Origin of the sequence: Paenibacillus sp. FSL R5-0517 (assembly GCF_037974355.1) — a bacterium.
GTDB lineage: Bacteria > Bacillota > Bacilli > Paenibacillales > Paenibacillaceae > Paenibacillus.
Genome location: NZ_CP150235.1, coordinates 3,743,121 through 3,765,459, shown reverse-complemented (window position 1 = coordinate 3,765,459; position 22,339 = coordinate 3,743,121). Strand labels below are relative to the sequence as shown.

At 38.9% G+C, this 22,339-nt stretch carries 19 protein-coding genes; 4 read left to right on the top strand and 15 right to left on the bottom strand.

What is annotated here, in order from left to right:
- The first annotated feature begins 11 nt into the window (after window positions 1–11).
- Window positions 12–809: an EamA family transporter RarD gene (rarD, locus tag MKX40_RS16550; protein ID WP_339234097.1), complete on the top strand. Its 798-nt coding sequence runs from the start codon at window positions 12–14 to the stop codon at window positions 807–809.
- An 801-nt stretch (window positions 810–1,610) separates the two neighbouring features.
- On the opposite strand, the gene MKX40_RS16545 is transcribed toward rarD, so the two are convergent.
- Genes MKX40_RS16545 through MKX40_RS16535 form a run of 3 tightly spaced genes read right to left on the bottom strand, consistent with a single transcriptional unit; the run spans window position 1,611 to window position 6,137 of the window.
- Window positions 1,611–3,164 carry a glycoside hydrolase 43 family protein gene (locus MKX40_RS16545; RefSeq protein ID WP_339234095.1) on the bottom strand — a complete coding sequence of 518 codons (1,554 nt, stop codon included), beginning with the start codon at window positions 3,162–3,164 and terminating at the stop codon, window positions 1,611–1,613.
- 49 nt (window positions 3,165–3,213) lie between these two features.
- Complete coding sequence (locus tag MKX40_RS16540; RefSeq protein ID WP_339234093.1) at window positions 3,214–4,137, bottom strand: glycosyl hydrolase; 924 nt, start codon at window positions 4,135–4,137, stop codon at window positions 3,214–3,216.
- 50 nt (window positions 4,138–4,187) lie between these two features.
- Window positions 4,188–6,137 (bottom strand): beta-L-arabinofuranosidase domain-containing protein, encoded by a 1,950-nt coding sequence (locus MKX40_RS16535; RefSeq protein WP_339234090.1) that lies wholly within the window; start codon window positions 6,135–6,137, stop codon window positions 4,188–4,190.
- A gap of 124 nt (window positions 6,138–6,261) precedes the next feature.
- Between MKX40_RS16535 and MKX40_RS16530 the strand changes: the two genes are divergently transcribed.
- The gene (locus MKX40_RS16530) at window positions 6,262–7,122 is read left to right on the top strand and encodes a helix-turn-helix transcriptional regulator (RefSeq protein ID WP_339234088.1); all 861 of its coding nucleotides are present in this window, start codon (window positions 6,262–6,264) and stop codon (window positions 7,120–7,122) included.
- A 417-nt stretch (window positions 7,123–7,539) separates the two neighbouring features.
- On the opposite strand, the gene MKX40_RS16525 is transcribed toward MKX40_RS16530, so the two are convergent.
- From MKX40_RS16525 to MKX40_RS16480, 10 genes are all read right to left on the bottom strand, one after another.
- Window positions 7,540–8,043 carry a PTS glucose transporter subunit IIA gene (locus MKX40_RS16525; protein ID WP_339234086.1) on the bottom strand — a complete coding sequence of 168 codons (504 nt, stop codon included), beginning with the start codon at window positions 8,041–8,043 and terminating at the stop codon, window positions 7,540–7,542.
- Window positions 8,044–8,175: 132 nt separating this feature from the next.
- Window positions 8,176–9,621, bottom strand: a complete 1,446-nt coding sequence (locus MKX40_RS16520; RefSeq protein WP_339234084.1) for a glycoside hydrolase family 1 protein — start codon at window positions 9,619–9,621, stop codon at window positions 8,176–8,178.
- 60 nt (window positions 9,622–9,681) lie between these two features.
- Window positions 9,682–11,070: a PTS transporter subunit EIIC gene (locus tag MKX40_RS16515; protein WP_339234082.1), complete on the bottom strand. Its 1,389-nt coding sequence runs from the start codon at window positions 11,068–11,070 to the stop codon at window positions 9,682–9,684.
- Window positions 11,071–11,338: 268 nt separating this feature from the next.
- Complete coding sequence (locus tag MKX40_RS16510) at window positions 11,339–12,124, bottom strand: hypothetical protein (RefSeq protein ID WP_339234079.1); 786 nt, start codon at window positions 12,122–12,124, stop codon at window positions 11,339–11,341.
- Window positions 12,125–12,353: 229 nt separating this feature from the next.
- Complete coding sequence (locus tag MKX40_RS16505; RefSeq protein ID WP_339234077.1) at window positions 12,354–13,004, bottom strand: cysteine hydrolase; 651 nt, start codon at window positions 13,002–13,004, stop codon at window positions 12,354–12,356.
- Window positions 13,005–13,052: 48 nt separating this feature from the next.
- On the bottom strand, window positions 13,053–13,757 hold the full coding sequence (locus tag MKX40_RS16500; RefSeq protein ID WP_339234074.1) for a response regulator transcription factor: 705 nt from the start codon (window positions 13,755–13,757) through the stop codon (window positions 13,053–13,055).
- A complete protein-coding gene (locus MKX40_RS16495; RefSeq protein WP_339234071.1) occupies window positions 13,738–14,100 on the bottom strand; it encodes a helix-turn-helix domain-containing protein in 363 nt (120 codons plus the stop codon). Before MKX40_RS16495 ends, MKX40_RS16500 begins: the two co-directional genes overlap by 20 nt.
- Window positions 14,101–14,333: 233 nt before the next feature.
- A complete protein-coding gene (gene namA / locus MKX40_RS16490; RefSeq protein ID WP_339234069.1) occupies window positions 14,334–15,368 on the bottom strand; it encodes an NADPH dehydrogenase NamA in 1,035 nt (344 codons plus the stop codon).
- A gap of 315 nt (window positions 15,369–15,683) precedes the next feature.
- Window positions 15,684–16,109, bottom strand: coding sequence for a MarR family transcriptional regulator (locus MKX40_RS16485; protein ID WP_339234067.1), 426 nt, complete (start codon window positions 16,107–16,109; stop codon window positions 15,684–15,686).
- A gap of 176 nt (window positions 16,110–16,285) precedes the next feature.
- Window positions 16,286–17,800 carry an FAD-dependent monooxygenase gene (locus MKX40_RS16480; RefSeq protein ID WP_339234065.1) on the bottom strand — a complete coding sequence of 505 codons (1,515 nt, stop codon included), beginning with the start codon at window positions 17,798–17,800 and terminating at the stop codon, window positions 16,286–16,288.
- Between the two features lie 156 nt (window positions 17,801–17,956).
- On the opposite strand from MKX40_RS16480, the gene MKX40_RS16475 reads away from it, so the two are divergent.
- The gene (locus tag MKX40_RS16475; RefSeq protein ID WP_339234062.1) at window positions 17,957–18,526 is read left to right on the top strand and encodes a TetR/AcrR family transcriptional regulator; all 570 of its coding nucleotides are present in this window, start codon (window positions 17,957–17,959) and stop codon (window positions 18,524–18,526) included.
- 67 nt (window positions 18,527–18,593) lie between these two features.
- On the opposite strand, the gene MKX40_RS16470 is transcribed toward MKX40_RS16475, so the two are convergent.
- A complete protein-coding gene (locus MKX40_RS16470) occupies window positions 18,594–20,015 on the bottom strand; it encodes a glycoside hydrolase family 1 protein (RefSeq protein ID WP_339234060.1) in 1,422 nt (473 codons plus the stop codon).
- A 557-nt stretch (window positions 20,016–20,572) separates the two neighbouring features.
- On the opposite strand from MKX40_RS16470, the gene MKX40_RS16465 reads away from it, so the two are divergent.
- Window positions 20,573–21,301 (top strand): MurR/RpiR family transcriptional regulator, encoded by a 729-nt coding sequence (locus MKX40_RS16465; protein WP_339234058.1) that lies wholly within the window; start codon window positions 20,573–20,575, stop codon window positions 21,299–21,301.
- A gap of 72 nt (window positions 21,302–21,373) precedes the next feature.
- On the opposite strand, the gene MKX40_RS16460 is transcribed toward MKX40_RS16465, so the two are convergent.
- A complete protein-coding gene (locus tag MKX40_RS16460) occupies window positions 21,374–22,255 on the bottom strand; it encodes a LysR family transcriptional regulator (protein ID WP_339234056.1) in 882 nt (293 codons plus the stop codon).
- Between the last annotated feature and the right edge of the window lie 84 nt (window positions 22,256–22,339).

Sequence of the window (22,339 nt, the reverse complement as noted above, 5' to 3'; positions counted from 1 at the left end):
GACATTAAAAGATGAATAATGAAAAAGATGGTGTTATGTATGCTATATTCTCCTACATATTATGGGGATTAACTCCTTTATACTGGAAAGTGGTTCAATATGTATCCCCTGGTGAAATTTTAGCTCAACGTGTGATCTGGTCTTATATTTTTATTCTTTTTCTAATCATAATCACAAAAAAATGGAGAAATTACATTAATTTCACCAAGCAACTCATGAGAAACTTAAAGTTGCTCTCACTACTTGTTATCGCTTCTCTACTCATCAGTTCTAATTGGGGAATATTTATGTGGGCTGTAATCAATGGGAAGATGTTAGAAGCAAGTCTCGGACAATATATTAATCCTTTAACAAGTATGATAATTGGAGTCATAGCCTTAAAGGAAAGGTTAACTGTTTCTCAAACTATTTCTTTTATACTAGCAGGTCTAGGTGTTCTTTCACTTAGCTTAGCCTATGGGGTTTTCCCTTGGATTTCCCTGTGCTTGGCACTGACTTTTGGATTTTACGGCCTTTTGAAAAAGAAAATTAGAACAGACTCTACCGTTAGTTTAGCCCTTGAAACGATGGTAATTACTCCGATCGCTTTGAGCTATATCATATATCTAATTATTGGAAATAGACTGCAATTTATTGAATCGATCCCGAATAGCTTACTATTGATTGGAACTGGTGTCGTCACCGCCCTACCTCTACTATTATTTACAAAGAGTGCTCAAAAAGTAACGTTATCCTTACTAGGCATCCTTCAATATATTTCTCCAACGATCGCATTAATTACTGGGTTTTTCTCTATCACGAAACGTTAACCAATGCACATATCATTGCATTTAGTTTCATATGGCTGGGACTTGTAGTCTACTCCTCTTCATCTTTCGTTAAAAATCGTAAAAAAACTTATCTTCAATGATGTAAGCCTTGAAGAATACGGTTAAGTTACAGGCTCTATTCACGGAGTCAACTTAACCGTAATAATTTAAATAGAATCTTTAGTCAGATATTTAAAGAAAGCGGAGTTCATATAATTCCCGGAAACTATTCAAATCTTGATAATGCTACGTAGTATTCCACACATTTCAGCAAATGCATGGATTCGGGTTAAATCTTTAATTGTCCAAAAGTTGAAAACGTTTTATCGTCCAAAGTTTAATTTTTTCATACCGATCCGATGTTTTTATTACAATTATATTTGGATCGGATGTTTTTATACATTGACCTACATAATACTCTCCGCTGACTAAGTGTACGGAAATTGCAGATTTATGATAATCAAGAGCCTCTAAAAAAGTGTCCAATCAATATTCCCCCTAAATAAACAAGTAAATGGACGTCCGCTACCATTACAACTGATTAACCTTTTTGCTTAGTCAGATTATACTGGCTATCTAAAGTATGAATTCACCCAATCATTACTACTTTAAACATGAATTCAGGGAATTTATACAGAGCTACAAGAAAAAAAGTTCTTGTCCTTTGCTCGGGATACGAATTTGTACCAAAAAAAACGCTAAATTAGCGTCTTCAATGGGGTAGGATCCTAAACTCATTGCAAAGTCCTTCAATTTTATATAGAGGACTTTGCATACGAGATATATTACTACAACAATAAGCTAATCATGCTCGTAATAGAAATTGTCCACATCAATATAGCCTTGCTCTCTTTCGTTGTTAAAATTATAAACCCCCACTCGATCTCCCCGATAGTATCCCCAACCCATCTGGTAGACTTCACCAAATCTAATAAAATTCTCACCATCTAGACTGTATTCATAAGAGTTTTCACCCTGTAGGTTCCAAACCGACCTTAACCATATGAAAGATGATGGGATAGCCGGCCCCCATTCTATCTCACCTGAATGGTTATACTTCAAAATCCGAGCTCCTTGCCGTTGATATACACCAATCGTACAGTAAGTTTGTCCAAAATGGCAGAGCCCCGCTTCCTGATCGTCAACCATACCACTGATATCATATTTGGCAGTTACTACATTATGATTAACTCGAAATGTACGCTGCGAAATAGTATTACATATCTTAAAGAAATTGTTCTTCTCCAAAGGAACACAAGCATATAACCGCAAATATCCAGTTCTTTCTTTTAAAGACCACTTATCTGCCTTAGGCTGATGATTCCATTCCCAATGCGGTTTCAATACTTGGCTTTCAAAATCATCATTTATGGCTAAGGCCGTTTGGGGATACCCGTTAATTGGCTTTATTCCTCCCCATACCATCTCTCCTATTCCATCACCGTCAACATCTTCACCGATCATGGGCCAACCGTCCATCCACCAAACGGGAAGCAAATGTAGGGTTCTGCCTTCAAAATAGCCGCCCGCTCCTTGGTGGCTAATGAAGTACCATTCCCCAGTTTGTGTTTGGACAAATCCGCCTTGATTCGGTTCGCGATCCACTTCCACGCCATGCGTATGAATCAATTCTTTTTCTTCATAAGGGCCGTATAGTTGGGTGGATCGCAGCATCATCACGACCCTTACATCCTGACCATTCTCTTGCCGTACTTCACTGTGGAAAAGGAAATAATATCCGTCTATTTTGTAGAGCTTACTTGCTTCGCTTCCGTTATATTGATGTATCACAACCCCGCTGTCATGCAGAAGACTTTGCCCGTCGTCACTTAACTTAAATAGGTGGATGTTGTAATTGTCAGCAAAATTCGTAGCAACCAGATACCCTTGACCATCATCATCCCAAAAAGGACAGCAATCATCCCAGCCATCAGTTTCCCACATGTGATGAAGAGGATCCCACGGTCCAGCGGGATTTGTAGCCGTGCTCATGAATAAGCCTTCATCCGGTGTGAAGAAATATACCCAGTATTTATTGAGATGATAACGGATAGCACCCGCCCAGACTCCTCTTCCATATCGATTCATTCGATCATGTCGGTATTCAGGCCCGATGAATGTCAGATCATGGACAACATGACTAATCACACTCCAATTTACCAAGTCTTTTGAATGCAGAACGGCCATGCCTGGTGAGCAATGCAACGTCGAAGAGATACAATAATAATCTTCCGCAACTCGTATGACATCCGGATCACAGTAATCTCCTGGCAGAACAGGATTGACATAAGTACCGTCCCCCTGATCGCCCCATTTTCCTTTTTTGGACATAACATTGTAGTCTTTTTTCATCATAGTATCTCCTCTGAAGTCTTTATTATTAAGTGATATTCAAAAGAAGAGTTTAAGTTTCTTGAAGTAGGGTTAACTCAAAATCTTCATCTCGGTTGCACACTAAATGGCCGTCAATTACATCTAATCTTGCTACTTGTATTGAAGATCTCCGCGCGGCATATGTTTTGTCAGCATCGAAATTGCCAGTGCGATCTGGATGGGTAAAGTAGAAAATATATGCATGTTCACCTTGAACAACTACATCAGCATGTAAACCTATTGTTCCATCATCTTGCCGAATACCAGGTTTATCAAGAATCAAACCATTGCTCTCCCAGTGTTCAAGGTTGCTTGATCGAAATACACCTTGACCACTCCACTCATCAACAATCATCCAATAGTAGTCTCTAAATTTGAAAACGTTTGGTCCCTCATGAGGCCTATGATTCAAAACAGGGCCGATCACTTCCCATTCATACAAATCAGAACTATCTGCAGCATAGGTTGCAGAATCATTTGCCTCATCTTTGTACCACATTCGAAATCGGCCATCAGGAAGAGGATAAACACAGGCATCGATTACTCGTTCGGAACTGAGCTTAATTCTAGAATGATAAGTCCATTGAAGTAGGTCAGGACTTGTGTAATGCACAATATGTCTAAAATAAGAATCCCATTCATCAGGTACTCCTTGAATATAGGTAACATACATGTGGTAAAGCCCATTATTCCATATAATCTCCGGAGCCCAAAATGTATTATGTCCCCACTCTAGTTCTAATCCTGATAATGTCCCTCGATACAGCCACCTTTTGCCATCCTTAGAAGATGCAACACCTAGTTCGGTACCATGCACCCACGCTACACCCGATCCATCGACTGTAGCTCTCCGATTTGTATATATTAACCACCACTCTTCAGCCTGCCTATTCCAAATCAAAACAGGATCGGCTGCTCCGTCATAAATCGGATCCCGAAATAAGGGACTTTTCATCTGTTTACCTCCCATATCATTTATCAAACGAAATGTGTTTCTAGGGGATGTTAATCGCGCAGCCATACACTCATTTCCCCAGATTCACGGTTACCCCACAAAAAATAAGGTATAGCTTTAAATCGAGTTGGTAGAAGCGGCTTGGCTAATGAATGATACGGCTGATCTTCTGGCCAAGTCGATCCATCACTTTTTAATCCTTCACCTTCCAGAACAACACATCCGTCAAGTAATTCGGAGTTCTCCAACTCTATCTCATTGGGAGTACCAACAATGGACAGTGTGGCAAGAGGCACTTCGTTGTCAGCCTCTTCTACACAATAGACAAGTGGTCCTCGTTGTATCGCAACTTTCCCCGCGTTTGCACGAATTTGCGGATGAGCTTCGATTAACCGCGTTTCTGTTGGCAGTATCCAGTCCAATACATCTTCATTTGACCAAATCCGATGAATATGAGCGTAACCGTTGATTACGGAATAAGCATGCACTTCACCATTGACTAGAAGAACAGGGTTCTCACTCTGGAACCAATTCGGGATTCTTAATGCAAGAGAGAATTCAACACCATCAGTACAATCAGATGAAAGTAAAACTTCGAACCCAACGTCGCCCTTCCATGGTAAATTTGAACGCTGCGTAAGTGTGACTTTCCGATCATTCAGTGTTTTAAAATGTACAGTACTTCCAATATACAGATGTACATGAATTATTCTTTCTTCCATACAAACATCATAGATATAATCATTTAACGAACTAAGTAAACGGGCAACGTTAGGCGGACAACATGAGCAACCAAACCATTTCTGACGGACGGGTTTAATATGATGCTTATCGGGATTTTGTTCACTTGCTTCCGGCCATACTTCGAGTGGATTTACATAGAAAAAATGCGTTCCATCTTTAGACATACTCCCAAGTACATTGTTATACAACGCTCGTTCCATCACGTCCGCATATTCACTTTTGGCTTCTAAGCGAAGCATCCTACGCGCCCAGAATATAAGACCTATGGATGCACAAGTCTCAGCATACACCGAGTCATTGGGCAAGTCGTAATCAAATGTGAACGCCTCACCCAGATGTGTCGCGCCGATCCCACCCGTAATATACATTTGTCTACGTGTAGTGTTCGCCCACAGTTGTTGACATGTTGTAAGCAAGCTATCGTCTTTTTTCAGCCGAGCCAAATCTGCCATTGCAGTATACATATACATTGCACGTACGGAGTGACCAGTCGCAACGGTCTGCTGGCGCACCGGAAGATGTGATTGAAACATCTGCAAATTAGGGGAACCTAGGGACCAAGGCCAAATACTTTTTCTCTCCCGCGCTTCCCACTCTTTAATAAAATAATTAGGACTCTTGCCTCGTTCGTCAATAAAATATTGGCTCAATTTCAGATACCTTTCTTCTCCGGTTGCCTGATATAGTTTGATTAGCGCTAGTTCGATCTCTTGGTGACCACAATAAGCTTGCTTTTGGTTCTCCCCTGTCCCAAACAGACTATCAATTAGATCAGCAAAACGGCAAGCGATATCAATCAACTTGTGTTTACCTGTTGCATCTGCATACGCTACTGCTGCCTCAATAAGATGACCAGCACAATATAACTCATGAGCCTCATAAAGGTTGGTCCATTCTTTACCGGGCTCCTTGATCGTGAAGTACGTGTTTATATAACCATCATCACGTTGCGCACGACCTATAAGATCGATTGCTTCATCCGCAATGATTTCTAATTTTGAATCCGGGTGATTACGCAGAGAATAAGAGACCGCTTCCAACCATTTATATAAATCACTATCTTGAAACACCCATCCACCAAATTCGCCTTGTTCTAAACCGGCAGCGATACGAAAATTTCGAATAGCATAGCTCGGTTCTGCTCCTTCAATGCGGTCGTTCAATGCTTCCCATTGATAAGGGATCACCGTTTTGCGCACTAACTCCAAATAGTTCTTCCAAAAATGATCTGAAATATGGACCTGTGTTGTTCCCATTAGAAGTACCTCCTGTGTAAGTTGACTCTTAACGAACTCAATTATAAGCTTGGTATAATGGGCGTAATACAAATGATATGAACTATTTTCTATAAAATCTCACACAACAAAGGTGAATATACAGATGAATGAAGAAACTAGAATTGAGCTTCGCATCCCTCCTCTTCCACATTATTTGGGCTGCGGAAGAACAGAGTATGCACAAGGAGAAAAGCATCCTCATCGCAGCAATATTGAGGCGTATGATATGCTAATTATGATACATGGTGAAATGTATATAGGTGAGAATGGTTCGTCTTGGACACTAACAGATGGAGACTTATTACTGTTACTTCCTGATGCAGAACACTATTCTGTAAAACCCTGTGAGAAGAATACTGCCTTTTACTGGATTCATTTTGAACATTCAACACAAAACAATTTCGTTTCCTCTGAAAAGATGCAGGACCATTTGTCTAGACCTTCTAACAGACCATTTAGCAATTCATATACACTTCAGATTCCTAAATATATGCGATTACCCGACACTAAGAGAGTATTCAAGATGTTAGAAGAGCTGCTTGCTCATCCATCCGTGCTATCATTTTGGCAAGAACAGCAATTACTTGGAGAGCTACTCGGCCTAATAGAGGAAATGAGTTTCGAAAAGAAAGACTCTGCCACTTCAAAGATTGCTGAACGGACGGTCATGTTCCTTCAAGAAAATTATAAAGACAAAATTACTAACACTGTAATCGCTTCTGCCTTACATTTTCACCCAAACTATATCGTTCGTTGTATGCAAGAGAGATACAACTGCACACCATTAGATTATTTACTACAGTATCGACTGGAGAGGGCCAAGCGCCTCTTGGTTAGCAATGACTGGTCCATCGAACGTGTCTCTGAGGAAGTAGGCTTTCGACATTCACCCTATTTCTCTGCTTGCTTTAAGAAAGAATTCGGTACTTCACCGTTACAGTTTCGTAAACTATATTTAAAATAATTCTACTATTTTTGCACATTATCTAATCATTAAGAGAACAAGTTCTGTCCCCACTCGATAGTTTGAAGTCTAGACTCTATTCAGCAGTGAAACAAGGATTTTGCCCTCAAAGAAAGATTTGAGCCTTATCCCAACACATTATTTCTGCCATGATAATATTTAGAGAATAATCTAATCCGCAATGACACAATGTTCTTGTCCCTTTTCATCAAAGGAACCAAGTCCTTGACCTCAGCTTGGGACAAGGATTTGGTTCCTTAAAACAAAAAAGCCGCTATAATAGCGACTTTGAATGGTACAATGTTCTTGTCCCTCGACACGTTCTCCGTTAAGGACGTTATTGGCATTCAAAACGGCTAATAAAGAAACTGCTATCACTAGCAGTTCCTCATATAGATATGTTTTCAGGACGTCATACTACTTTGCAGTTACCGTTAAAATAATTTGCTCGTTAGCACTCACTTTTCCAGTAGAAATTGGCTTTTCTACACGTTCGATTATATCAGCGTTGGTGATAACAAGCGGTGTAATAATATCTTTTGCTTTCTCTTTCACCAAATTTAAATCAACGGTTACAAGCAAATCCCCTGCTTTGACTTTTTTTCCCTCGGTAACATGTGTGGTAAATCCTTCACCCTTCATGGATACCGTTTCAAGGCCAATATGAATTAGAATTTCTGCGCCATTGTGCGCTCTTATGACAACTGCATGTTTTCTCGGGAATACACGAACCACTTCACCCTCAATGGGTGCGTATATTTTCCCTTCTGAAGGAATAATGGCGACGCCTTCTCCCATCATCTTTTCTGAAAAAACCGGATCTGGCACTTCTTCAATACCCACCAATTGCCCTGTTGCATATGCCTTTAATTCAATCGTTGTGGGCACTTCTTCTTTTTTTCCAAACAAGTTTTTAAACATAACAATCATTTCCTTTTTTTTTAGTCTGGTCTTGGAAAGACGATTACCGTGATCAGTGTATCTTTTAAAATGACTCCAAGACGGTACATCTAGTTCATTTTTAAAATGGAGTAGCAGGTAATTCTGGAAGCTCTATTTACTGGAGTGTTCAGCGATAAATTGTTTATACCAATAGAAGCTTTTCTTTCTATACCGTTTTAAACTGCCGTTTCCTTCATTATCTTGATCCACATAAATAAATCCATATCGTTTAGTCATCTCAGATGAGCTTGAAGAAATAATGTCGATTGGTCCCCACCAGCAATAACCGAATACGTCTACCCCATCGAGGATAGCTTCTTGTAATTGTTCCAAGTGTTCCTTCAAAAACTGAATTCTTCCTTCATCTTGAATCTCGTTGTTGTCATCAAGGATCTCTACATCTGAGAAGCCGTTCTCTGCAATGATTAACGGAAGTTCGTATCGATCGTACAAATTATTTAAAGCAATTCTGAATCCCAGCGGATCGATTTGCCAGCCGCTCTTGGTTGAGCTCAGATAAGGATTCTTAATTTTACTGTTCAAATGACCCAGATCACCTGAGTTGGCACGAGCGATATAAGACATGTAGTAGCTAAAAGATACAAAATCCACACGTCCATTTTTCAGAATCTCAAGATCACCAGGCTGCATCTCAATATGAACATTATTTTCTTTAAAATAACGCTCCATGTAAAATGGATATTCACCAAATACATGCACATCACCAAAGAAATTGTTCAACTGCCCTTCTTGCAAAGCGCGCCATTGGTTAGCTGGTTCACATGTTTCTGGGTAGTATTCCAAGCGGCAAACCATGCAGCCAACCTTGAGGCTTGGATCAATTTCGTGTGCTGCCTGAACAGCCAAGGCAGATGCAACGAATTGATTGTGCGTACACTGGAACCTAAAATCCATTTCATTTCGTTTTGAGTTTTCAGGGATAGCTCCACTGCAAGTATAAGGACTGTCCATCACCATGTTAATTTCATTAAATGTGAGCCAGTATTTCACTTTATTGTGATAACGAGAAAATAACGTTTTTGCATACTTCACAAATAGATCAATCATTTCCCGACTTTCAAATCCATTGTATTTCTGAACGAGATGCAGCGGATAATCATAGTGCGAGATCGTGACTAACGGAGTGATATTATATTTAGCCAACTCATCGAACACATCATCATAGAATTGCAAGCCCTCTTCATTAGGTTCGGTCTCTTCACCTGTTGGGAAGATCCGAGGCCAAGAAATCGACATACGGAATACATTGAAGCCCATCTCGGCAAAAAGAGCAATGTCCTCTTTGTAGTGATGGTAGAAATCGACACCTCTACGTTTAGGAAGGTTAAATTTGTCAGGATCATTGAGTATTTCGTCAATTTGTTCTTGGTTTACATCAAAGGTAAAAGAGGTCTCTTTATTAGCCTTATCCAGTGGAATGTAACGAACCATATCCGAGCTGGAGAGACCTTTATTTCCTTGATCAAAAGCTCCTTCAAGCTGATTTGCTGCTGTTGCTCCTCCAAACAAGAATCCTTTTGGAAAAATAGTAGTCATTGTATTCGTTCCTTTCAATATTGAATTTTAGCATTTACATATGCAGTTTCCTAAAACAAACTAATTTTCAATTAACGTGTCTTCTTCCACACCCAGTATACGAGTAGCAACAAAGCCACAAACAAATGCAATTACGATCGTTATAATGGCCATGAAGAAATTAAAAAGCGTTCCATCGGGATTAATAAAGGCGATAACACTAGCAATACCGGGTGATGAAAAGCTATACTCTACGACCCGCATTAATCCTGCAAACAATCCAGCAATAGCTCCACCAATGATCGCCCCTATAAATGGACGTTTAAATTTAGTTAATACTCCGAAAATCGCGGGCTCTGTAATACCGAAAGAAGCAGTGATGCCTGTAGACATGGCCACAGATTTGGATTCCTTGTTCTTTAACAGCATGCTTGTTGCAATGGCAGCCCCTGCAACCGCAAGATTCCCTGCCAACAGGCCCGTCATTACAAAACCTTCATATCCATTCTCTGTGAATGAAAGAAAGATCGCAGGATATAACGCAGTACCCGTGCCGCTAAAGATCAATATTGGTGCAAGGGCACCCATAACCCCAACAGAGAACCAACCAAGGTTCGTATGAAGCCAAGCCAGACCGATTGCAATGTAGCTACCAAGCCAAGTTGCCAATGGACCAATTGCAATTAAAGCGACTGGAACGGTAATTATCATCGTAATGGTTGGTACTACAAAGAATTTGATCGACTTAGGAATCCGTTTTTCGAGCGGATGATATATTGCAGACATAAAGAGCACACCGAACACAACTGGCAGAACTGAACTTCCATAGTCTACTGCTGTAATAGGGATTCCTAAGAAATCAAGTCCTTTAACTCCACTAATACTGCCGGTAACAAACACACCGCCTAAAAGCGCCCCCAACATAGGTGTAACATTCAATTTTTTAGCCGTATTATACCCCACGTATATAGGTAAAAAAGTAAATGCTGCTTTGTAAATCGCATTGAGTACGACATATGTCCCTGATTCGGTGCTCATTCCAAAAAAGGTAGTACATACAACAAGAATGGCACTGATTAAACCACCGGCCACTATAATGGGTAACACAGGTACAAACGAACCAGAGATGAAATCAATCGCTTTCAATAAGAGGGATCGAAGACCCTTTTTTGTCTTTTCCGGTGCACTCTGCGAATCTTCATCAACTTCAGACTTTTTGAACTCTCCCAACTTCAAAAAGTCTAGATACACAGCTTCAACTCCTGGGCCAATAATGATCTGATATTCATCATTTCGCATGACCATGCCAAGAACACCGTTGATTTTTTTGATTGATTGTTCATCTTTTGTTTTTGCTGGATCATTGACTGTCAGACGTAGTCTTGTCGCACAATGTGTTATGCTTCGGATATTAGATGTCCCCCCGGCAGCATCAAGAATATCCTGTACAAGCGTTTTATTTGAAACCATACTCCCACCCACCCTACACCTTTTTTAGTACATCCTCATGTTCGATGTGCTCATTTGAAGATGAAGTATACTGTAATTTCATTATATTTATTTGATTTATAAAGTTGGGGACAAAATCTGCACCCCAGATTTTCAATCTTTCCGAAAGCGCTTACGACACCTCCGACTCTGATTTACAAAAATTGAATTAAAAAGAAACCTAACGTTAGAACGTTGGTTTCTTTAGGAAATCAAATTGGAGGAGACTCGGCAGTCCAGCGGATACACTTTATTTGCCGTACTTTTTGATATATGTCGCATAAATGCTTTCGAGATAATATTTAAGAGCATAGATTGTATACACACTTCGGCTTTGAGAAAGATCCGAACTGCTTAGATACCATACCTCATCATAATGTTTCTCATACAATTCCTTATGAATGGTTGTGATTAGTATCTTGTTGGTATCTAAGGAATTGACCATATCAAATGATACACTCGCAAAAAAACCAGCGACCGATAGAACAACCAGCATATCATCCCGGTTTAGTCTTTCAAGCACAGCGTTATCTTCAAACTTATTTGAAATAATTCTAACAATTTTACCGGATAAAATCATAGCCTTTTGAAAATCACTGCACTGGTCACTATAAACGTCTGAAGTCAAGAAAACGATCTGCTTGCTTTGATGAATTTTTGTAACCGCCCGCTCTAGAAAATCAGGTGTGAGGTGACGATCACATTCCAAAGCCATCTCATATAACTGTTTGGCAACGGAGTGTTCTTCGCTGGTAGCAGGAATTCCAAAGCGATAAAAACTATAATTACTATAAAAATCGTCGAATTGTTTTTTTAAATCTTTGAAATTATCGTATCCTAAGTTTTGTGCGAGTCGCCTGACCGTTGCTCGACTAACAAAACATTCATCCGCAATATCATAAACATTAAGTTCATGTAAGCGATTGTAATTTTCTAGTAGATATTTAGCTAGCATCACATTGGTATCATTATCTGAAGTTTCATTTATAATGCTAATCAAAGAATTCAATAATCCCCAACGATTAATATATTCCAAATCAATCACTCTCTTTTCTTCGTTGTGTGGGAGCAGCATATCTTTACTTTTTCATGGTACCCTTTGTTAATATAATTATTCTCATAAGGAATAAGCAACATAAAATTCTTTCTTGAGAAGAAGTTGCACTCTAGAATCAAAATCCTGTACCATACCCATAATATAAAAAAAGTCGCTATAATAGCGACTAATTATGAATTCTATAGTTGGAGCTGAGCTCATTTTTGATCTACTCGGAGATAAGTTCTAAATTCCGTATAATTTCAGAGGAGGATACGACTGAAACACCAATATTGTTCATCTCTGCTACGCCTTTCTCATATAGTCCAGATATAGCATCATCGGCCATGACCACCTTGAAATCCCTTTCGCTAGCTTCGTAAATACTTGTTCGTGGACAATTGGGAAAGTTGCAGCCCGTAAAAACTAATGTATCAATCTTTTTTTCAATTAGAAATTTTTCTAAATGAGTTTGGTAAAATGCTCCCCATCTGGGTTTATACATGGCCCAATCCTGTTCTCCTAATTGCTGGAACTTCCCGCTAAGAAGTTCATCTCCATCAAGATCGGGGCTGTTTGCTGGTCTTACGGCGTTAACCAAATTGGAGCCTTCCGTATCAGGCACTACAAATTGGAAACCATTCTCTACGACTTCTCTGCGACAAAGATCGACATTTGATCCATCTGTTTTATAAAGTCGAATAACATGAATAATAGGCCGACTAGCAGCTCGGAAAGCATTCGTTATCAATTCTATCGTTGGTAAAAGTTCAGCGGTACCTTGAACTTCTGCAACTGATCCGGCAAGAGAGTTATCTTTTTGCAAATCAATAGTGATTAAAGCGCTACGGCTCCAATCAGGTCTAGTATATTGTGACATACAAATCCTCCTCCATAATTAAAAGTAAATCCTAAGAATTAAAAATAATTAATTGAGCTCAAATTTATATCCTAATCCCCATACAGTTCTAATCATAGAGGATGAATTGGGTGAGATCATATCCAGCTTTTCACGGATTCGCATAATATGAGTGTCTACAGTTCGATAATCAACACTATAATCATAATCCCATACATGTTGTAGAATGTTTTCTCTTGTAAACAATTTATCTGGAGAGGTTGCCAAATAAAATAACAATTCATATTCCTTTGTTGTAAGATATACTTCTCTTCCATTTGAAGTCAATAAGTGATTCTCTTCAATAACAAAATTACGCAGTTTCAATCTTCTCTGAAAATTAATATTGTCTTCGTTCATCCCCTGACTTCTTTGAATTAACCTTTTTATTCGTTGTACCACTTCACGGGGGCTAAAAGGTTTGATTACATAATCATCTGCTCCTGCTTCAAACCCTTCAATGATATCTTTTTCACTCGCTTTTGCCGTTATCATAAGTATAGGCGTTGTTTTGTATTGACGAATTTTTGATGTTAAGAAGAGGCCATCCATACCTGGTAACATGACATCTAAGATAAGAAGGTCGTAGTAACCGCTGAGTGCCTTGTCTAGCCCGTCTTCTCCTGTACTAGCTTCCTCTACATCAACCCCTTCTCGTTCTAAGTAAAGGCGCAGAAGATTTCGAATTCGCTGCTCATCGTCAACAATCAAAATTTTATGAGAAAGCCGTTCCATCTCCTCTCTCCTCCTTATTTATTGAGTAACTATCTCCTGTTAAGGGGAAGTCAGTACAGCCCCATTGAATTAGAGTAGGTATGAATGAAGATAGCGCTCGCCCTTTTTCAGTTAGGACATACTTAGGATAAACTTTATTGGAGTTCAGGTTTTTTGTAATTAAATGTTCTTTTTGAAGATCAACTAACCTTCTGGCCAACATCATTTCCGAAATTCCACCGATCTCTTGGTAAATCTCTTTGAATTTTTTAGGATTATTCAAGAGCACGTAAAGTATATGAATACTCCACCGTTTAGTGAGAATGTTATAGGTTGAACAGAGTTTTTCGCTGATCATGTCCATATAAAGTCTCCTTTTGTCCCTTGAATATATGCTATAGCATATATTTCGTTTGAAATTTGATACAATGTCAATCTTTAATGGAGTTCTGATTAGCAAGAACTTTTGTTAAGAGAAGCTTTTACTAAATACAACATTAAGATTTTTCGCATAGAACAAAAAGCCGCTATATCAATAAAGTGGCTTTTTGTTCTCAATCCCTACATTGAGGTAAACGTTTCTAAAGGTGAAAAAAATTATTTCTTAGGAAACCAGCTTGCTCCATAATTTTGATAAGGTGCTGGAGAATCAATTATTGTGTTTAATTCAATTGCTGCTGTTCGAGCCCAATATGGATCACGAAGAAGTTCGCGCCCGATAAATACGAGATCAGCTCTTTCGTTCTTGAGAATTTCTTCCGATTGAATACCTGTAGTAATGAGTCCAACGGCTCCAGTTGGAATGTTGGATTCTTTGCGAATAGTCTCAGCTAGTTGAACTTGGTATCCTGGATACACATCAATGGGAAGGGTGACAACTCCACCGGAGCTGCAATCGATCAGATCTATGCCCTGTTCTTTCATTTTCAATGAATAGCGAATGTATGTTTCGATCAAGTTCCCCTGTTTGTCATATTCCGTAGCTGAAATACGTGCGAACAAAGGCCCCTGCCATTCTGTTTTAACAGCATCTATAACTTCTTCAAGGAAACGGTAACGATTCTCTTCATTTCCACCGTATTTATCCGTTCTTTGGTTCGTAATTGGAGATAAAAATTGATTGATTAAATATCCATGAGCGGCATGTAGCTCTATCACATCGAATCCTATTTCTTTAACTCTACGGGCCGCTTCTTTAAATTTATAGACCATTTCGGAAATATCAGTTTGGGTCATCTCTTTGGGTACTTTTTTACCCTCTGACGTGATTGCTGATGGAGCAACAATTTCTTCGTCTAGCTCCGCCTTTCTGCCAGCATGACCAATCTGAATTCCAATTTTCGATCCATTCTCATGAACAGCATCAACAACTTTTTTTAAATCGTCCATTTGCTCGTCAGACCAAATCCCGAGGTCTTCATCCGTAATTCTACCTTCAGAAGAAACTGCTGTTGCTTCAACCATAATTAATCCGACTTGGCCAACCGCTCGGCTGCCATAATGGAGCACATGCCAATTGGTAGCTTTTCCATCTTTGTTCAAGCTGGAGTTCATACACATGGGAGACATAACAATTCTGTTTCTAAATGTAGTATCTTTAATGGTGAAAGGTGTAAATAATTTTACAGTCATTCGTTTCCCGCTCCTAACGCATTTTTTGATTTTACATGTGTACGCATATATATTATAACACTATGTCCATTAAGCCTGTCAAATAATCAAGAGTGTGGAGAAGATTTTGATTTACAAAACCATAAAAAACTCACTAAAATACAGTGAGTTCCTACATTCAAGCTGGAATTAGTACGCTAAAATATCCATACATTCAAGTCATCATGATTATTTTTCAAAGCAGTTCCACCTATAAACAAAGTATTTCCTGTAGCCAACTGTATTGTAACAAGCTTCTATTCGATGGAAAAATGAATATGAGACCTTTAAAAGGAATTATTCGTTCTGTACGTTTGAATACAACTTTTCCAGTAGCACTTTTAATTGTTCCAACTCTTGAGATTCGATTCCCCGCGTTACATAATGATGAGCATTTAATACAATTAGTGACAATTTCTGTTTGATTTCTTCTCCTTTAGGGGTTAAAAATAAGTCATGGGAACGTTTGTCTTGTTTGTTCGTCATTCGTTTTACCATAGCCTTACGCTCAAGAGAATGTACCATTCTAACGACGGTTGTCTGGTCACGATCAATGGCCTCTGCCAATTCTTTTTGGTTCATCCCTTTATCCGTATTCAAATAGCTTATAATATTCCATTGTTCAGGTGTGACTTGGTAAGGTTTTAATTGTTTTGTAAAATAATTGGTCAGCTTTATATCTGTTCGGTGTATAAGAAAACCGGTAATATTATATAAATCCATGGAATTCCCTCATTTGTTATTGTTCTTGTTCATCATTATAGGGCATCTAGAAAGGTGTGACAAATGACCGCTGGAGTACACAGGCTAAAAAACCCAGAGTCTCGGAATGACCTGGGTTTCTTGAAACGATGGAGGGGCATAATTTACTCGTACATACAAGACTTTTCTGTTATTGATTAGCTCATCGCAGGTTGAAGTGAGTCTAAAAGTTCTTTAATCTGCTCATTATACTCCAGTTCAAATGTAGGAAGAATCTTATCTAATTTTTGCTGAAACAAATCAGGATCCTGTACACCAAGCTCTGCTCTTAATTCCATCTCCTCTTTTGAACCATTATCGTCCAGAATCATGTCCAGAACTTCCTTTTTAAAGTATTCACTTGGCGGAAGGATCAATGCGTTCATCAGGAATTGCATAAAGAAAAGTTGATTATCTTTTTCTTGTTCAGCTTTTTTCATCGCCTGCTTGGTAAACAAATTAATATATTTCTGACCAAAAGTAACTCCTTTCATTTCGAAAGGTCCACCATGTTCCACCCCTTTCCAACGCATGTCAGCCACAGAACTAAGCCACCAGGCTGGCTCAATGGCCTGCTGCATACGCTGTAACGCCTTACGCTCAAACTGTGGTTCAGGTTGTAAGCGCTGTTCTTCAAGACATTTCCCTATCGTCTCGGCTTCAATCGCCGCAACAGTTATGCCCTGTCCGTGAATAGGATCGAAACCACACAGAGCATCACCAAGGACGAGTAAGCCAGAGGGCCAATTCTCCATCAGTTCAAAACGCTGACGAACAGACTCCGAAATACGGTATCCTCTAGGCCCTTGCAAGGGTTCTAATTGCTCCATAAGTTCGACGATTTTATCTCCAGCGAACAGATGTTTGATTTGTTCTTGAAACTCCTCCGGCTGAGTAGACGGGTATTCATTTCCTCCTGCATTAAAAAGAATGAGTCCAACAATATCATCCTCAATACGCGTAAATATACCTGCACGAATACCTTGCTCAGGATCGGAGTCAGACATCACCCATTCGTTCGGAATGGAGCCTTTTATTTTGTAATACCGGGTACTGTAACCAAGAGATACCTTAAGCACTTCAGGCTCTGGTACTGTTAATCCAATCTTATTAAGCCATCTGATTATCTTGGAAGAACGTCCAGAAGCATCAATAACCATATTTGCTGAAATTTGCTCTTCTTTTTTTTCTCCGCTTCTTTCTTTGGTATAAACGCCTGTGACAGTACGCTGATCTTCAGATACGATAAGTCCAGTCACTTCCTTGCTTGTTGAAAAGCTGATCTGAGGCATGTTCTGGATTCGCTTGCGCAGCACCCATTCCAGCAAAGCTCTGCTACACGATGCAATTTCAAACGAAGAAGGGTCCTCCTTGTTGACTAATGTGCCGTATCGGTTAGCAATCAGAAACTGCTCATCATGTGAAGATATTGCTCCCATATGGATTAATTCATCATTGTATCCCGGGAAGTAATGCTCCATAATGAGTGCGCCACGTGGTTGTACACGGTGTGGATGAAATGATTGAGGTACACCCTGCCTGTTATATGGATTCAAAGGGAATTCATCTCTTTCAATCACACATACCTCGTCATAATAGTCAGCTAACATTCTTGCCGTAATCAATCCTGCAATCCCTGCCCCAATGACCAGAGCTTTTTTCGCTTCAGACATCTCAACTTCATCCTTTCTTCAAACTTAGTTTTGTTCTACGGTTGTAGAAGGATCAAAATATTACTTATACTACCAATATATAATTAAAATCTCTCTTCTGGTAAGATTCAATACAAAGTCACTATATAGTTAAACTACAATATGGAAGTGATGTAGATGAAAAAGACGGAAACCAAGGTAGATTTGAGGGTTCTCAGAACACATAAATTGTTAACTACCTCCTTTAAAGATTTGTTATCCGAGCAAGGAAAACTATTCAGCAATATTACGATTAATGAAATATGCGACAGAGCGATGGTTCACCGTACCACATTTTACAAACATTTTGAGGATAAATTTGCACTCTTACACTCAACCCTGACCTGGGTGCTTCAGGATTATCTGAAAATGAACACAGAGGATCGGCTAAAACAGCCCCTGCAAAGCCTGTCTAAATTCATGTTGGAAAATTTGCTGGAGCCGATTGTGCAAAATCAAAAAAATGACAAGGAATTTACTGATTTTTTTAAAAACTATATCGGTGATATTTCCAGAAGAGATTTTCTTGAACTCAAACGAAGGGGGAAACGACTTTCAGCCCCTATTGAACTTTTAGCCGAATATCATTCTGGCGTTATTAGTTTACTGGTCACATGGTGGATATATCATCTTGAAGAAGATGTTACAGCAGAACAGATGGATGAGTACTACTACCAGTTAGTTAATGAGAAGATCATGCTGGAATAGAAAAAAAGCCGCTATTACAGCGGCTTTCCTCACGAATGATGGTTTTCCCTATTCATTCCTTTTCTTATTATTTGAACAAACTTCCTCCATTGCTGCTGATTACATCTTTATACCAATAAAACGACTTCTTACGATAACGTTCCAATGTACCCGTGCCGTCATCATGACGATCGACGTAGATAAAACCATAGCGTTTTTTCAGTTGCGCTGTAGTTGCACTCACCAAATCGATACAACCCCAAGTCGTGTACCCCATAAGTTCAACACCATCTTGAATAGCTTCAGCTACTTGGATTAAATGCTGCTTCAGATAATCGATACGATAGTCATCTTCAACTGTTTTTTCTCCGTTTTGATCTGTAATCAATTGATCTACTGCACCTAATCCATTTTCCACGATAAACAATGGTTTCTGATAGCGATCATACAGAACATTCATAATGTATCTCAAGCCTTCCGGATCGATCTGCCATCCCCAATCACTTGCTTTCAGATGTGGATTAGGTACACCGCCAATAAGGTTACCTTCTCCCTTAATTTGTTTAGCAGGATCTGCTGTTTCACAACTGCTCTGATAATAACTGAACGAAATAAAATCAACCGTGTGTTTGAGGATATCCTCATCTCCAGGCTCGAAGTGGATATTGATTCCGTTCTCTCTCAAATACCGCTTGATATAGCTTGGATAATATCCACGTACATGCACATCGGCAAAAAACGTATTTTTATGGTCAGCATTCATAACTTGAATCATATCTTTAGGGTCAGGAGTTAATGGATAAATGGGCATTGCAATAACCATACAACCGATTTTGAAATCCGGATTGATTTCATGACCAATTTTCACGGCAAGTGCACTTGCCACAAATTCATGATGAACCGCTTGGTACAAATCCTGTTTGCTAAGTTGCTCTTTAGGTGTGCTGATACCACCACTAATAAATGGATGCTCCAAAATCGAGTTGATCTCATTAAATGTCAGCCAGTATTTAACCTTGTTTTTATATCTGTTAAAAATAGTCCGCACATATCGTTCGTAGAAATCAATCATTTTACGGTTAACCCATCCATCATATTCACGGGACAGATGTAACGGAGTTTCATAATGAGAAATGGTAACTAACGGCTCTATGCCGTATTTCAGGCACTCATCGAACAAGTTATCGTAAAATTGAAGTCCTTTTTCGTTTGGTTCAAGCTCGTCGCCCTTCGGAAAGATTCTGGACCAAGCGATTGATGTTCTGAACACCTTAAATCCCATTTCCGCTAACAGTTTAATGTCTTCTTTGTATCGATGATAAAAGTCGATACCAACTAACTTCATATTATCTTCGGTAGGTTCAGCCGTTGGAGGTGTCATAATACCATTCGGCATGATATCTTGAATGGATAACCCTTTTCCATCCTCAAGATAAGCACCTTCTAATTGGTTAGCGGATACAGACCCACCCCACAGGAAGCCATCTGGAAATTGAAATGTTTGATTCATTATTGTTCCACCTTTCATGTTGCGATCAAATAATTCTTATTTATTAGAGTATCTGTTCAATCCGTTTTTTAAACAGATTCAAGCTTGCATCATCCATGTTACTTAGATCACAAAGGAAAATAAATAGATACACAACTTTTAGTTTGATTTAACACTTATTCGAATTTGTTACTTAAATAAAACGCTGTGTTTTTGTTTTGAAACTGTTTCTTAATTTCTTTGGATTTAAGCTTTTAGAAAAGCAGCACCTTTCCAAGTTATGTTTGGAGAGTTGCTACTTTTTTACCTGCAGTCACAACAAAAAAAAAGATTTAATGACAAGTATCCCTGTAAATGCTCCAGCTCCCCCAGTGAGAGCTAGAAAGAAAGGCTTTTTAAATTTCATGTTAATACCATAGAAAATATATATGTTGCAGTCCTTTAGTTTGATTTAACATCAAATGAATTTTGTTATTTATGTGTAACGCCTTGTTTTCTTGGGGAATAGTATATTACATTAGCAAGGATGGTAAGTTAGATGTTTTGTTTTAAAGTTTATCAATCAGAGGAGGAAAATCATGTTTACTAACGAGCAAATTTCTTCATATAATGATTTGGAAATGTCTCTTTTTAACTATATTATGCAGAACATGGATAAAGTTACATATATGCGTATACGAGAGCTAGCCGATGCAACTCATGTTTCGACGACCACCGTCTTGCGTTTCTGCAAAAAAAACGATTGCGAAGGCTTTTCCGAGTTTAAAGTAAAGCTCAAAATGCTCTTGTCTCAACAAAGAACATCAACGAGAACCTTAAAAAGTCCCCACCAGGCTGCCTATGAATTTTTTGAGAGGTTTCAACATCCTGATTTGGAAGAAAAAATTAAAAATGCTGCCCAGTTGATTTCTAAAGCCAGCGGTGTCATTTTTATAGGTACAGGAAGTTCTGGTATTATGGCTGAATATGGAGCAAGGTACTTTTCAAGTTTGGGTACATTCTCCATGTATATCGATGATCCCCATTTCCCTGTCCATGCTAAAATGCGTAAAAATAGTGTTACCATTGCTTTATCAACTTCAGGTGAGAACCCTTTTACACTGCCACTTCTGAAACAAATTAAGCAGGAAAAAAACAAAATTGTGAGTATAACCAACAATCGTCAGTCTACCATTGCAAAAATGTCAGATATTAATATTTCATACTACGTTGCTGAAGAATTTTATGAATCAGCTAACATTACAACTCAATTCCCTGTTCTCTTTCTAGTAGAGTGGTTGGCCAAAGAGGTTTCAAAAATCGAATGATCTCAGTCTTTTCCTTACTACGATGGTACCTCATCAGAGTAAGGGATTTTTTTATTCACTCTTCAGCCTCATTTAGATGTTATTACTAAAAAGGGAACGTGCCGTTTGGATAAAAACATCCGTTGCCTTAGACATATCCTTCAGATCTGGCACTGCGATGTTAATATCTCTAAACATACTTGGTTTAAGTTCTCGGTATGTCACTTGCTCTGGTAGCGACAAAATGGCGCCTTTCGTTGTAACGATAATCCCCAGACCTTCTTTGACCATACTCAATGCTGTATCGATATGATCAACGACGAACCGAACCTTAGGCTTCATATGATAATTTTTGAATATAGCATGCACTTCTACATCATAACCACCTCTCCCCACTATCAAATTTTCGGTTTCCAAGTCAGGAATTTCTATAAATTCTTTCTGAACTAAAGGATGATGTGAATGAATAACTACGATTAACTCATCTTTTACTAAAGGAATGACATCAAAATCTTGATCCGGCGAAATCGTTATTCCTACGTCTATGGATTTCGTTCGTAACCAGTCTTTCACTTGACTTACACTGCCTTCCGAGAGCCTAATTTCAAGACCAGGATGTTCCTCTTCAAGCTTTCGTATAACTTTAGGAATGAACCTTGTACATGCTGTGGGATAAGCTCCAACGTGAATTTTACCGATCTCCAAGCCTTGTTCAGCTGCAACTAACTCTTCTACTTTTCGCAATTCACTCAGCACATTTCTAAAAAGGACTAGTATCTGTTCCCCTACCTCTGTAAAAACCAGTCCACTCTTCTTATTTCTCTTAATCAGTTTCGTTCCCAATTCGGATTCAACCGTCGCAACAATACGACTTACCGCTGGTTGTGTCATATGCAACTGTTCACCAGCTTTTGTGAAACTGCCTGTCTCCGATATTTTAACAATAAGTTGAATTTGCGTCTCATTCCATATCAATTTTGATATCTCCTTTATAATGAATATGCATTTTATAATATGTAAAATTTAATGTAACATAAAAGAAAATATTTCATCAAGACA